Source organism: Martinezella sp. CNPSo 3959 (assembly GCF_057784355.1).
Genome location: NZ_JBXSOV010000005.1, coordinates 123,636 through 137,400 on the forward strand (window position 1 = coordinate 123,636; position 13,765 = coordinate 137,400).

At 58.2% G+C, this 13,765-nt stretch carries 12 protein-coding genes and 1 pseudogene; 10 read left to right on the top strand and 3 right to left on the bottom strand.

Annotated elements, in window-relative coordinates; genetic code table 11:
- Nucleotides 1-17 precede the first annotated feature (17 nt).
- The 5 genes from AC13RE_RS14375 (at nucleotide 18) to AC13RE_RS14395 (ending at nucleotide 6,992) form a co-directional block, all read left to right on the top strand.
- Nucleotides 18-1,400 carry an aspartate aminotransferase family protein gene (locus AC13RE_RS14375; RefSeq protein ID WP_488563409.1) on the top strand — a complete coding sequence of 461 codons (1,383 nt, stop codon included), beginning with the start codon at nucleotides 18-20 and terminating at the stop codon, nucleotides 1,398-1,400.
- 13 nt (nucleotides 1,401-1,413) lie between these two features.
- Nucleotides 1,414-3,006, top strand: coding sequence for a gamma-glutamyltransferase (gene ggt, locus AC13RE_RS14380; RefSeq protein WP_488563410.1), 1,593 nt, complete (start codon nucleotides 1,414-1,416; stop codon nucleotides 3,004-3,006).
- Between the two features lie 20 nt (nucleotides 3,007-3,026).
- Nucleotides 3,027-4,460, top strand: coding sequence for an NAD-dependent succinate-semialdehyde dehydrogenase (locus tag AC13RE_RS14385; protein ID WP_488563411.1), 1,434 nt, complete (start codon nucleotides 3,027-3,029; stop codon nucleotides 4,458-4,460).
- Between the two features lie 67 nt (nucleotides 4,461-4,527).
- The gene (locus tag AC13RE_RS14390; RefSeq protein ID WP_488563412.1) at nucleotides 4,528-5,592 is read left to right on the top strand and encodes a phosphotransferase; all 1,065 of its coding nucleotides are present in this window, start codon (nucleotides 4,528-4,530) and stop codon (nucleotides 5,590-5,592) included.
- A gap of 44 nt (nucleotides 5,593-5,636) precedes the next feature.
- The gene (locus tag AC13RE_RS14395) at nucleotides 5,637-6,992 is read left to right on the top strand and encodes an aspartate aminotransferase family protein (protein ID WP_488563524.1); all 1,356 of its coding nucleotides are present in this window, start codon (nucleotides 5,637-5,639) and stop codon (nucleotides 6,990-6,992) included.
- A gap of 243 nt (nucleotides 6,993-7,235) precedes the next feature.
- Here the strand turns inward: AC13RE_RS14395 and AC13RE_RS14400 are convergent, their stop codons facing one another.
- A complete protein-coding gene (locus tag AC13RE_RS14400; protein WP_132721500.1) occupies nucleotides 7,236-7,808 on the bottom strand; it encodes a TetR/AcrR family transcriptional regulator in 573 nt (190 codons plus the stop codon).
- A gap of 226 nt (nucleotides 7,809-8,034) precedes the next feature.
- Between AC13RE_RS14400 and AC13RE_RS14405 the strand changes: the two genes are divergently transcribed.
- The 3 genes from AC13RE_RS14405 to AC13RE_RS14415 are packed head-to-tail and all read left to right on the top strand — an operon-like array spanning nucleotide 8,035 to nucleotide 10,338.
- Nucleotides 8,035-8,403, top strand: a complete 369-nt coding sequence (locus tag AC13RE_RS14405) for an NAD-dependent epimerase/dehydratase family protein (RefSeq protein ID WP_488563413.1) — start codon at nucleotides 8,035-8,037, stop codon at nucleotides 8,401-8,403.
- 35 nt (nucleotides 8,404-8,438) lie between these two features.
- A complete protein-coding gene (locus AC13RE_RS14410) occupies nucleotides 8,439-9,302 on the top strand; it encodes an alpha/beta fold hydrolase (protein WP_488563525.1) in 864 nt (287 codons plus the stop codon).
- Between the two features lie 34 nt (nucleotides 9,303-9,336).
- Nucleotides 9,337-10,338: an NADP-dependent oxidoreductase gene (locus AC13RE_RS14415; RefSeq protein WP_488563414.1), complete on the top strand. Its 1,002-nt coding sequence runs from the start codon at nucleotides 9,337-9,339 to the stop codon at nucleotides 10,336-10,338.
- Nucleotides 10,339-10,787: 449 nt separating this feature from the next.
- Here AC13RE_RS14415 and AC13RE_RS14420 read toward each other — a convergent pair.
- Nucleotides 10,788-10,895, bottom strand: a pseudogene (locus AC13RE_RS14420) (IS6 family transposase); the annotation flags it as partial.
- A 145-nt stretch (nucleotides 10,896-11,040) separates the two neighbouring features.
- On the opposite strand from AC13RE_RS14420, the gene AC13RE_RS14425 reads away from it, so the two are divergent.
- Together AC13RE_RS14425 and AC13RE_RS14430 are read left to right on the top strand one after the other, a co-directional pair.
- Nucleotides 11,041-11,733: a response regulator gene (locus tag AC13RE_RS14425; protein ID WP_488563415.1), complete on the top strand. Its 693-nt coding sequence runs from the start codon at nucleotides 11,041-11,043 to the stop codon at nucleotides 11,731-11,733.
- A complete protein-coding gene (locus AC13RE_RS14430; protein WP_488482282.1) occupies nucleotides 11,717-12,775 on the top strand; it encodes an ATP-binding protein in 1,059 nt (352 codons plus the stop codon). The genes AC13RE_RS14425 and AC13RE_RS14430 overlap by 17 nt, the downstream gene beginning before the upstream one ends.
- A 48-nt stretch (nucleotides 12,776-12,823) precedes the next feature.
- On the opposite strand, the gene AC13RE_RS14435 is transcribed toward AC13RE_RS14430, so the two are convergent.
- Entirely contained in the window at nucleotides 12,824-13,699 is an 876-nt protein-coding gene (locus tag AC13RE_RS14435) for an NmrA family NAD(P)-binding protein (protein ID WP_488563416.1), read from the bottom strand.
- Nucleotides 13,700-13,765 lie beyond the last annotated feature (66 nt).

Sequence of the window (13,765 nt, forward strand, 5' to 3'; positions counted from 1 at the left end):
TCATTTGGAGAGCCATTGTGACCACCCTTCTCAATTCCCTTGAAGCTCGGGACGCTGCCTTCGTTCTTCATCCCTATACCAACGCCTCGCAACATTTGAAGGACGGTCCGCTGGTGATTGCAAGGGGTGAGGGGATCCACATCGTCGACAGCGAGGGCAATAAGTATATCGAAGGTCTTGGGGGGCTGTTTTGCGCGTCGCTCGGCTTTAGCGAACAGCGTCTGGTCGACGCTGCGACCCGGCAAATGAAGGAATTGCCGTTCTATCACAGCTTTGGCGGCAAATCGCATGAGACAGCCATCGAGCTGGCCGACAGGCTCATCCAGCTTTCGCCTGTTCCGATGTCGAAGGTGTTCTTTGCCAACTCGGGTTCCGAGGCCAATGATACGGCTATGAAACTCGTCTGGTATTATCACAATGCGATCGGCAGGCCGGAAAAGAAGAAGATCATCTCCCGTATGCGTGCCTATCATGGCGTGACCATCGCCTCGGCAAGCCTGACGGGGCTTCCCAATAATCACCGTGATTTCGATCTGCCGATCGATCGCGTGCTGCATACGGACTGCCCGGAATTCTATCGCTACGGCCAGCCGGGTGAAACGGAAGAGGAATTTGCCACACGTTGCGCGGATTCGCTCGAGAGACTGATCCTTGCGGAAGGCCCGGAAACAATCGGCGCGTTCTTTGCCGAACCGCTTATGGCATCGGGCGGCTGCATCGTCCCGCCGCCAACCTACTACGAAAAAATTCAGGTAATCCTGAAGAAATACGACGTGCTGCTAATCGCAGACGAGGTGATCTGCGGCTTCGGCAGACTTGGCACGATGTTCGGTTCCGAAAGCTTCGGGCTGCAACCCGATATGATCGTGATGGCAAAGCAGCTTTCGGCAGCTTACCAGCCAATCTCCGCATTGATGATCAATGAAAAGATCCACTCTGCGGTCGTTTCGGAAAGCGAGAAGATCGGAACCTTCGGGCATGGCTTCACCTATGGCGGCCATCCTGTCGCCACGGCTGTCGCGCTCGAAACCCTCAAAATATACGAGGAGCGGGACATAGTCGGCCATGTCCAGGACGTGGCGCCGTTATTTCAGCGCCGACTGAATGATCTGAGCGCACATCCGCTCGTTGGCAACGCCCGTGGCCGAGGTCTGATTGGAACGCTTGAACTCGTTCGCAACAAGGAGACGAAGGAGGCGTTCAATCCAGCCCATGGCATTGCTATCCACGCCGGACGAAGAGCACAGGCCCACGGTGTCATCACCCGTGCGCTGGGCGACAATTATTCGCTGTGCCCGCCGCTGATCATCACCGAGGCGCAGATCAACGAATTGTTCGACCGCTCTACCCGCGCGCTGGACGACACCTATGCCTGGGCCAGGGCGCGTGGATTGTACTGAGGAAAGAATGACGATGCGCAATTTCGAAACTCCGGGAAAATCGATCGCCGTAGGGCGCAATGGGATGGCGGCGACATCCCATCCCATGGCGACCATGACTGCGATCGAGATACTGAAGAGCGGGGGCATGGCCATCGACGCTGCCGTCGGCGCCTGCGCCGTCCAGTGTGTAGTGGAGGCGGGGTCCACCGGCGTGGGTGGTGACTGCTTTGCACTGCTGACGGCAAATGGCAGCGATCAGGTCGTGGCCTATAACGGCTCGGGACGGACACCCGCTGCGGCGAAATACGAATGGTACAAGGATAACGGCATTACCGCCATCGATCGGTCATCGCCCCATGCCGTGACAATTCCGGGCGCGGTGGATGCATGGACACGCCTGGTCGCCGACCACGGCAGGATGCCGATCGCGGAGATACTTGCCCCTGCAATCGCGCTGGCACGGGACGGCTATGGGATCACGCCGAGGGTGGCAGCCGACATTTCAAACCAGCGAGACTTGCTTTTACGTGATCCGTCGACCCGTCTCATCTTTTTGGCCGACGACCAGGTTCCCGCCGTCGGATCGGTCCAACGTCAGCCTGAACTAGCGCAGACGCTGGAAGCGATTGGGATCTCAGGCCGTGACGGGTTCTATCGCGGGCCGGTCGCCGAGGACATGCTGGCCAAGCTGAAGTCGCTGGGCGGTTTGCATACGGCAGAGGACTTTGCCTCCGCCGCCGGTGAATATGTGAAGCCGATCAGTGCGACCTACCGGGGATGGACCGTCCACGAATGCCCCCCCAACGGTCAAGGCATCATTGCGCTCATGATCCTGAGGATTCTGGAGCGGTTCGAGCGCAAAGGCGATCCGCTGAGCGCCGATAATCTGCACATCGAGGTCGAGGCAACGAGGCTTGCCTATGCGGCACGCGATCGATGGCTGGCCGAGTCGGAAACGTCGGTTGTCCCGGTTGAACAGCTTTTGTCCGATCAGTTCATTGACAGTCTTGGTGCAAAAATAGATCTGCAGAAAGCGGTCGATGTGGGTGCCATTATCGACGGTGTCGAGCACTCGGATACCGTGTACATTTCGGTGGTCGATAAGGACCGAAATGTCGCGAGCTTCATCAATTCGATCTTCCATCCTTACGGAAGCGGCCTGATGGCTCCGAAGTCGGGCGTCTTGTTTCACAATCGCGGCCAGAGTTTCGTCGTGAAAGAGGGGCATCCGAACGCGATAGGTCCGCGCAAAAGACCGATGCACACAATCATTCCGGGACTGGTGACGCGCGCTGGAAAATCCGTGCTCTCATTCGGCGTCATGGGAGGGCATTACCAGGCAATGGGTCACGCCCACTTCCTTTCCAAGCTTTTTGACTACGATCTCGATATTCAAAGTGCAATCGATCTTCCGCGTTTGTTCCCGCTTCCGGGCACGGCCACGGTCGAGACGGAGGCGCTGCTTCGCGCGGCGATCGGCAACGATCTGGAAGCTCGCGGTTTTAAGGTTGTCGCTCCGAAATGGGCGATCGGCGGTGCGCAGGCGATCTGGATCGATGATCAAAATGGCACCTTGCTGGGCGCTTCCGATCATAGAAAAGACGGTTGTGCCCTCGGTTACTGACAAAAAAGGATGGAACTGAAATGTCCGGGTATCCGAACACAAGGCTTTATATAAACGGCGTCTGGCGCGATGGCTCCAATGAGCAGCTACCTGTCGTAAATCCGGCGTCGAGCGAGGTTATCGGCAACGTCTCAAATGCCAGCAGCAATGATCTCGACGAAGCACTTGCCGCAGCACCGGCCGGATTCCAGCAATGGCGTCAGGTCAGTGCGTTTGAGCGGGCGAAACTCCTTCGCAAGGCGGCTGAAATTCTGCGCGGGCGCTCGGCGGCGATCGCCAGGACGATGACGTTGGAACAGGGCAAGCCCTTGGCCGAGTCCCTGGCGGAAACCTTGAGTGCGGCCGACATCATCGACTGGTTTGCCGAGGAAGCCCGTCGCGCCTACGGTCGTTTGATTCCCCCAAGGGCGATGAATGTCAGACAGATGGTCGTAAAGGAGCCGGTTGGCCCGGTGGCGGCCTTCAGTCCTTGGAATTTCCCATTGAACCAGGCTGTGCGCAAGGTGTCGGCAGCTCTTGCTGCCGGCTGTTCGATCATCTTGAAGGGACCCGAAGAGACGCCGGCGAGCTGTGCCGAACTTGTTCGTGCATTCGCTGATGCGGGTTTGCCGGCCGGCGTTCTCAATCTTGTCTTCGGCATACCGGCCGACATCTCGAGCTACCTCATTCCGCACCCGGTGATCCGCAAAATCTCCTTCACGGGATCGACGGCGGTTGGAAAACAGCTCGCCTCGCTCGCGGGTGCCCATATGAAGCGCGTGACGATGGAGTTGGGCGGGCATGCGCCGGCCATTGTGTTCGATGATGCGGACGTCGATCTGGCCGTTCGAATATTGAGTGGCGCAAAGTTTCGAAATGCCGGACAGGTCTGCGTGGCACCCACGCGCTTTCTCGTTCAGCGGGGCGTGTATGAGAGATTTCTGGAAGGCTTTGTGAAGGCGGCCGAAGCGATAAAAGTGGGCGACGGTTTGATGGACGGCGTGAACATGGGGCCGCTCGCCAATGCTCGTCGCGTCGAGGCCATGGAAGCGTTGACAGCGGACGCCGTCGCGCGTGGAGCAGGCATTGCGACCGGCGGCAAGAGGCTAGGAAATCGAGGAAATTTCTTCCAGCCCACTATTCTCACCGATGTTCCGCAAGACGCGCGCATTGCGAATGAGGAGCCTTTCGGCCCCATCGCATTGGTCAGCGCATTTGCGGATTACGACGCGGCCATCTTGGAGACGAACCGGCTGCCATACGGACTTGCCGCCTACGCCTATACCAAATCCGCAAAGACAAGCGCCGCGCTCGCCCGCGATGTAGAAAGTGGGATGCTTTCTATCAATCAACACGGGCTGGCGCTGCCAGAGTTGCCTTTCGGCGGCGTGAGAGACTCCGGTTACGGCTCAGAAGGCGGCACCGAGGCGATGGAAAGCTACTTCAATACAAAGCTCGTGACCGAAGCGACATAGTTCGACTTTTGCCCGCAGAAGGCTTGGGAAATTTCAAGAGAGGTACCCAAAAGGGTGGGACGGTACAATGTCGGCCATACAAAAAAACTCCAAAATCGGTGTGCTCGGCGCCGAACTGGAAACTGCTTCTGTCCCCGTGTCCTGTGAGCAGGCTCAGCAAATTGCGTGCGACCATTATGGCCTTTCTGGTCGCGCAACATGGCTGTGGGGCGAGAAGGACAGTAATTTTCGCGTGATGCTCGAGGACGGCACGGCCTATCTTCTAAAAATCCTCAATCCCGCAGAGGATCCTCTCGTTACCTCGATGCACAGTTTGGCACTCTTGCATGTGGAGGAGGTGGATCCGGGAATTCCAACCCAGCGTGTCATTCTCACCCGTGACGGTGCCGCGGATTTTCGCTTCGTGGCGGACGATGGCACCGAACGCGGCGTCCGCATGGTCACGTTCGCGCCGGGCGTTGCGCAACGGACCGCGCCGCAGTCTCCTTTGCAGCGCCGGCGGGTTGGCGCAATACTCGGACGTTTGCAAAAAGCCTTGAAGAGCTTTTCACATGAGGCCGCATCACATCGCATCACCTGGGATTTGAAACATGCGGCAGGGATGCGTGAAGTCCTGCCGACTTTCGCTGACATACATCAGCAAACACGCCTCGAAAACGCGATCGACGAGTTCGAGGGGGCGATTATGCCGATCATGAATACGTTGGATGCCCAAGTCATTCACAACGACTTCAACATGGAAAACATCCTTGTCGATACGACAGCGCCGGATACAATCACCGGCATCATCGATTTTGGCGATATGGTGCACGCGCCCACGCTTTTCGACGTGGGTGTCGCTGCTGCCTATCAGATCGGGGATGAACCTGACCCGATAACGGCGATGTGCGATCTTATCGCGGGGTATCGCAGCGAATGTTCCCTGTCCGATGCCGAAATCCCCTTGATCTACAAGGCAGCGGTCATGCGGCTGGTGATGCGGCTTTGTATTCCGAGATGGCGGGCACAGCTGTTCCCCGAGCACGCTCAACGCTTGACCATACAAAGTGCAGGCGTTTGGGCGCAGTTGGCGCGCCTTGATGCAATCCCAGAAACTGTCGCTATCGAAAGACTGCGCGAAGCCAATCGGTGATCAAAAGCATGAAGGAAAACGCTTCTCACAAACCGAGCGCACCAATGGTCAACGGGTTCGACCCGGCGCGGCTCGCTAGCCTGCCGGAACGAGAGCGAAAGATGATCGAGCGCCGACAAATGCTACTCGGACCGTCATATCGGCTCTTCTATGAAAATCCGGTTCATGTCACAAAGGCCAAAGGCGTATGGCTATATGGACCGAACGGGGAAGCCTATCTCGACGCCTATAACAACGTGCCTTCCGTTGGTCATTGCCACCCGCACGTTGTGGAGGCGATAAGTTACCAGGCGTCGCAACTCAATACGCATACACGTTATCTCAACGAACAGATTCTGTCCTACTCAGAAAGACTTCTGGCGACATTTCCGGCCGACCTCGACCGTGTCATGTACACCTGCACCGGAAGCGAAGCGGTCGATCTGGCCCTCCGATTGGCACGCCATTATACAGGTGGCACCGGTATCATCATTACGGAGAACGCCTATCATGGCGTCACGGCCTCGGCGGCGGAAATCTCGCCGCTGCTTGGAGATAGCGTACCCCTTGGTCAGCATGTCCTGACAGTGCCAGCGCCAGATACCTATCGCGCCGATGGTCACGATGTGGGTGCGGCATTGGCGCAGGACGTCGACAAAGCGATTGGCCACATGCGCCGCCGGGGTATCACGCCGGCTGCGTTTATTGCCGATAGCATTTTTTCCTCGGATGGCGTTTTTGCCGATCCGCCCGGTTTCCTCAAACCCGTCGTTGATGTGCTGAAAAAAGCTGGCGTGCTTTATATTGCTGACGAGGTGCAGCCCGGCTTTGGGCGAATAGGCACAAACATGTGGGGTTTCGCGCGTCACGAAGTCGTCCCCGATATTGTAGTGACCGGCAAGCCCATGGGTAACGGAATGCCAATCGCAGCGGCCATTACGAAGTCGGACATCCAGGAATGTTTCGGCCGGGATATACGCTACTTCAACACATTTGGGGCCAACAACGTTTCTTTGGCTGCTGCCTCGGCCGTACTTGACGTTATCGAGAATGAAAATCTTATGCAAAATGCGCGCAAGACAGGGGACTACCTGTGCGCAGGAATGAAGAGCCTTAAGGAGACGTTCGCTTCGGTTGGAGATGTGCGGGGTAGCGGTTTGTTTCTCGGGTTGGAATTTGTACGCAATCCGGATAGCCGCGAGCCGGACAGCGCCCTCGCGCTGAAAGTTGTCAGCGAGCTTCGTAATAGGCATGTATTGATCAGCGCCTCAGGACTGAACGGTAATGTTCTCAAAATTCGGCCCCCGCTCCCTTTCTCTCGCGAAAATGCTGATATACTGCTCAACGCACTGCGGGATGCTCTTGTCCAAATAGAACGCAGCGCAGGAAGAATGGCTGGTGAGTCGAATTCAAAGAGGTAGGGAACAGTAATACACTTTGCCATTCCGGTTGGCCAAATCAGCGCTTTCAGGTGCTGAACTGAAGCGTAAATCTATCGCCGGCCACTCCGCGATCGCAGATCGGCCGTTCCCTTCCCTTCAAGCAGTTCCAGCAAAAGTGCGAAGCGGTTTTGCGTCCGGAACCGCGTAAAAACAAGAAGATAGAGCGTTTCGCGGTTCGAAGAAAAGCGGAATTGCTCTAATAGCCGCAAGGACCCATTTGGTTCAGCGTGCCAACAAGTCTTCCACGACGGTGGAGAGCAATGTGTCTGCCAAGGGAGTACCGGCAACGACACGGGACAGAATTACGGCGCCCACCATTTCTGAAAGGATGGCGGCAGGAGGCCGGCCGCGGTCCGCTTCTGCTCCCTCCGGCAAGAGTGCCGCAATCTGTTCGAGATAGTGTTGGATCGCGGACACGAAGACTTCGCGGAGAGCGGGATCATGGCTACGCCCAGCATCTACGGCGAGCGCCGGCAGGATGCACCCGGAACCGGGATCATCGCGATGGGCCGATGACACATAGCGCTCGATCAGAGTGCGAAACGGATCTGCGGGCTTTTGGAGAAGCTCATTCTTGAGGACCGTCAGCGTATCCGTGATCGCCCTTTCGCTGGCCTTGACCAGCAAGTCGTCTTTTGAGGCGAAGTGTCGATAGAAGCCGCCATTGGTCAATCCTGCGGACTTCGTGATGTCGGCAAGGCTAACGCCGTCGAAACCGCACTCACGCAGCAACCGCGCCGCCATATCAATGACTTGCTGACGGTTCTCCTGCACCTTCTCCCGGGTCACCTTCATCTCTGCTCACTCCATCATAGGCAGGAACGACCTGCGCGGTGTCTTCTGCCACGGATGGTCCTACCTCGTCACCCCGGCAAAAATCCACTTGACATTTTTGATTACGAGTATCATCTAACATTAATGATTATGAATGTCATCATTAAATATGGCCAGCACAGCGAGTTTGTATTCGGCCACAGCAGCGATGCCATCCAGCGATGAACAGAGCGAAAGGTTAGAGACTATGGCGCCATCGAAAGCGCAGCCGCAGCCGAAGACTGCGTTCATCACCGGCGCGTCCGGCGGGATCGGTGAGGCTGCCGCCATGGCGCTGAAGAATGCGGGCTATCGTGTGATCGGCACCAGCCGCAGTGCCAAACCGGACGAGGTACGGGACGGCGCCCGGATGATCCCGGATATCCCGCTTGCCGCCTACGATACCGGCCGCGCGAAGTATTTCGCGGCGCTCCAGCGCGCGATGACGGTCGCCGATACCGCCGAGAGCGTGGCCGAAACCATCCTCAAGGCCGCACGGCAGGTTGCTTTTGCCCGGCGTTTCGCACCCCGATCCCTCTTCGACAAAATATTGCGCTCGCAATTCGGCTTGGCGTGACGCTGCGGAAGATGAGCCGTGACATGGAACAAACAATGACGACTTCTATAAGCTACATCGGATCGCGAGAGCGCTACATTGATACGCCGAACCGCTCAATTAGCGTTGGAGACACGACGTTCACCTATCGTGACCTTGGCCCTCGAACCGAGGTGCCGGTCGTCCTTCTCAACCACTGGGGCGCCGTCCTTGATAATTTCGACCCGCGGATCGTCGACGGTCTTGCCAGCAAGCATCGCGTGATCGCCACCAACTACCGGGGCATCGGTGCGTCCGGTGGCAAGGCGCCCGTCACCGTCGATGAGATGGCGCGCGATGCCATCGCGCTGATCCATGCGCTGGGTTTCGAAAAGGTCGATTTGCTTGGCTTCTCCCTTGGGGGATTCGTGGCACAGGACATTGTCTTGAAAGAACCGAACCTAGTGCGCAAGCTCATCTTGACCGGTACGGGTCCAGCGGGCGGCAAAGGCATCGACAAGGTCGGACCGGTGTCGTGGCCTCTAATATTCAAGGGTTTCCTGACGTTGCGAGACCCGAAGTTCTACCTGTTCTTCACCTCTACCGTGAATGGTCGCCGTGCCGCGAAAGCCTTTCTGGAGCGATTGAAGGAACGCAAGACCGCTCGAGACAAAGGGCCGACACTTGGTGCCTTCCTGCGCCAGCTTAAGGCAATCAAGGCTTGGGGCCAGCAGGCTCCCCAGGATCTCGGACAGATCAAAATACCGGTCCTGATTGCGAACGGCGACACTGATATCATGGTTCCGACGTCGAACAGCGTCGACATGGCCAAGCGCATCCCGGGCTCGGAACTTGTGATCTACCAGGACGCCGGCCACGGCGGGATTTTTCAGAACCATGCTGACTTCGTACCGAAGGCACTGTCTTTCCTCGATGCCTGATGAAACCACACAATAACAAACCGGAGAAAATGCGATGAAGGCATTCGTTGTCGACAAGTACAAGAAGAACGGCGTGCTGCGGCTGGCTGACATGCCGGAGCCGCAGCTGCAGGAGGATGACGTCCTCGTGGAAATCCATGCCACGGCGGTGAACGTGCTGGATTCCAAGGTCAGGGATGGGGAGTTCAAGTTCCTGCTGCCGTATCGGCCTCCCTTTATCCTGGGCCACGACGTTGCGGGCATTGTTACCCGTGTCGGCTCAAAGGTCCGGGCCTTCAAACCAGGCGACGCCGTCTATGCCCGGCCGCGGGACCCTCGGGTCGGAACCTTTGCCCAGTTCATCGCGATCAATGAGGCGGATGTGGCCCTGAAGCCCACGACCCTCACCATGGAGGAAGCGGCGTCCATCCCGTTGGTGGGCCTGACCGCGTGGCAGGCGCTGGTGGAAGTCGGTAAATTGAAGCCCGGCCAGAAGGTTTTCATCCAGGCTGGCTCCGGCGGCGTCGGGACTTTTGCTATTCAGCTCGCCAAGCACCTCGGCGCGACGGTCGCGACGACGACGGGCGCCGGGAATGTCGATCTTGTCAAAAGCCTCGGCGCGGATGTCGTGATCGACTATAAGACGCAGGATTTCGAGAAGGTATTGTCGGGATATGATCTCGTCCTCAATAGCCAGGACACCAAGACCCTTGAAAAATCCCTGCATGTGCTAAAGCCTGGCGGCCTCCTCATTTCGATTTCAGGCCCGCCCGACCCGGCGTTTGCCCGAGAGTTCGGCCTGAACCCGTTCCTGAAGCTGGTCATGCGCCTGATAAGCCGCGGCGTGCGAAAGAAAGCCCGAAATCTAGGGGTGCGCTATTCGTTCCTGTTCATGCGCGCGGACGGGAAGCAGTTGGGTGACATCACCGCGTTGATCGAAGCCGGCGTAATCCGTCCGGTGATAGACAAGACCTTTCCGTTTGCGATGACCGGAGATGCCTTGGCCTATGTCGAGACCGGCCGGGCAAAGGGTAAGGTCGTCATTTCGGTCAAGTGACAGGCCCCACTTCAACAACCAGCATGGCAAGCCACGCGTCCGCCGTTCAACGGGACCATCACCCGCTGGGTCGCCGTTGACGCGTGGCTGAAGCCAGCCCTGCGCAAACAGCCATTTCGAACGATTACCCTTCTATTATTCAACTTCCAATATTGCACCTTCAGTCGGAAGCGTTGCAAAATCTGCTGTCCGAACTGCGCGAACGGCAGTGGCAACAGTAGGACTATATGTAGCTGGCCGGCCACAAGAGCCGACATTCCGTTGCCCCCAAATCGATCATTCCATCTAAGCAAAATCAAAGCGCGATATCGACGGAAATTCAGATAGATGGGCTTTTTCTAACAACAGGTCCTCGGTTCCAATCCTATCAAGAGCATTGCGTTCGTAAATCGGGTCGGCCCTTCGTGGGCGAGGCCCGCCAGCAGCCACTTTTCCATCTCCAGCGCTTATTTCTGAACCCAGCGATAAATCGTGGAATGATCCACGAGCACGCCCCGCTCGCCCATCATTTGCTCAAGATCGCGATAGCTAACACCATAGCGGCAGTACCAGCGCATCGCCCAAGCACTTTCGTCCGAGCCTAAGCAAACATCGGGATTGTTGGTCTTCGGTCGACGTTTTGTGGAGGTTTCATGGAGGAGGGCAGAGGAATGTTGACGCGCAGGCCCTGTCTGACGTTTCTATCCGGTAAAGGAGCCCTGGATGGAAAATGCACTGATATTGATCGTCGAGGACGAGCCGGAAATCTCCGATATCCTTGAACGCTATTTTGAGCGCGAGGGGTTTCGGGTGCTGACGGCCTCGGATGGCGAGATCGGACTTTCCCATCACCAGCGGCTGCGGCCCGATCTCGTCGTCCTCGACGTCAAGCTGCCGAAACTCGACGGTCACACCGTGCTTGCCACCATCCGCCAAAGAGGCAATACGCCCGTCATCATGGTCACCGCGCTTGCCGACGATCTCGACAAGCTGCATGGGTTGCGTTCCGGCGCCGACGACTATGTGGTCAAGCCGTTCAACCCGGTCGAAGTGGTTGCCCGGGCGCGGGCGGTTCTAAGACGGGCGACGGGAAGTGCTGCGAACAAGGTGCTGCGGGTCGGCAGGCTCGCAATCGATCCGATCGCCCACATGGCAGTGGTGGAGGACGGCGAAAGCCGCATGCCGTTGAACCTGACGCGCACCGAATTCCGCATCCTCGAATATATGGCTGGGTTCCCGAACAGGGCCTTCGAACGCGGCGAGATCGTCGATGCCTGCCTTCCCGAAGGCGATGCGCTTGACCGCACCGTCGACAGCCACATGAGCAAACTTCGCCGCAAGCTCGATGCCGCAGGTGTCGGCGATCTTCTGAACGGCGTTCGGGGAGTGGGTTACCGCCTTGGCGATTTCGGTTAGCAACAGCCTTAACAGGCAGATCATCTGGTCAACGACCATCGTCGCCTTCGTCGCTCTGTCGGTGATGTTTTTCGGCTTCCTGATCTACGGCTATGTCTACGAATGGCTGTTCAAGGACTCCGCTCCGCCGGACGACTGGGCCGTCAGCGATTTCGTCGTGCTCGGCATCAACGTGGCAATTGGCCAGGCCGTCGGCGCTTATGTCGGATGGCGGCTTGCCCGGCGTCTCGTCAAGCCCCTGACGGCCGTGACGGAGGCTGCCCGCCTCATCGCGGATGGAGACTTCGCGGGACGGGCGACCGGCGAAGGCAATTTCGGCGAAGCAGATCGTCTGATCAGCGACTTCAATCGCATGGCGGAGGAGCTGCAAAGAGCGGAAAAGGAGCTCCAATATTCGAATTCGGCCATCGCGCACGAATTGCGCACGCCGCTGACGATCCTGCGTGGCCGCATGCAGGGGCTGGCGGATGGGGTGTTCGAGCCGAGCCAGGAGGTATTCCGCGGATTGATCGGCCATATCGATGCTCTGACCCGCATCGTCGACGACCTCAGGACGCTTTCGCTGATGAATGCCGGGCGCATGGAGCTGCAGCAATCGCGTTTCGATGTTGGAGAAGAAATCGCAGACATCATCGATTCCGTTGGGCCGTCGCTTGCCAGCCTCAGCATCAGGATTGAAACCGACTTGCAGAAGATGCCGGTGATTGCCGATCGGGCGCGCATCCGGCAGGCAATGCTTGCGCTCATCGACAATGTCGCACGCTACGCTCCGGGCTCGAGGTTGAGTGTAGCCTCTCAGGAGGCCGGCAACCTGTGCGTCATCATGGTTTCGGATGACGGCCCCGGCATGACGGCTGCGGAAAGCGAACGGGCCTTCGAGCGGTTCTGGAGGGCCGACGATGCGAGAACGCGAAGAGGCGGCGGGTCGGGCCTCGGCCTCGCCGTCGTCAAGGCGATCGCCGAGGCGCATGGCGGCCACGCGACGATCGACAGCCGCAAGGGTGGCGGCACGACCGTCGTGCTGACAATCCCGCGCTGCTGAGATCGTGCACAGGGCGGCAAATGGCCTGTTCCAGGCGTTCGGGAATCCTCATGCGTTGAGAATCCGCTGCAACACCTCCATCAATTCGATTGTACCGCGACGGATCTCGCCCACATCTTTTTCGACATCTATTCGGTCTGCATTGTGGGCCGTATAAAGTTCGACCAGCAGTCGCGTATAGTCTTCGGAAAGACCCGCCCGCATGAGTGCGGCTTGCCATTCGGTCTCGGGAAGCGGTTGGGCAACGACCTCGCGTCCGGCCAGCAAGCCGATGGCCGCCGCAACGTCATTCGGCGTATAACGCCGGGGACCTTCGGCATGAACAATCCTTAGCGCGGTGTCCTGCTTCTCCAAAAACAGCTCGGCCGCGATCGAACCCACGTCATACGCGGAGATGGTCGGAAGAAGCTTGGTCAGCGGATGATAGAAGCTCGGCAATCGGCCGCTCTCTGCCGCTACCTTTGCCAGACGTGCCCAGTTCTCCATGTGCTCGGCCGATCGCAGCAGGATAAGCCTCTCGGTCTCCAGCCGACGCAGCCGTGCTTCAAGCGCATGGAAAATCAAGGTGACGCCGGTGCCAGAGCTATGCTGCGCGCCATAGTCGGAGATGGCGAGAATGGTTTGCGGTTTGGCGGCCGCCAGGGCCTCGCCAAGGCAATCGACCAGTCGTCTCATGCCGGAATAGGCCTCAGCGGCACGAATATCGACCGGGCAGATGATCTGGACGGCGCTTGCTCCTTCGAATGCGGCCGTCAGCGCCCGATGATCATGCACATCGGCAATGGCGATCTCGCAGCCGAGATCCGAAAAAGCCTGTGCTTTCGAGCCGTTGCGCAGAATTGCGCGAGCCGGAACGCCGGCCTTGCGCAGGGCGGCGATGGTCGTGCGGCCAACCTTGCCGGTGGCGCCCAAAATTGCGTGCATGGCATCTTCTCCTGTCGATCCTGCTGCAGGCTAGCCATGCGCGTTCAGCGGATCGCACAGGTTCGG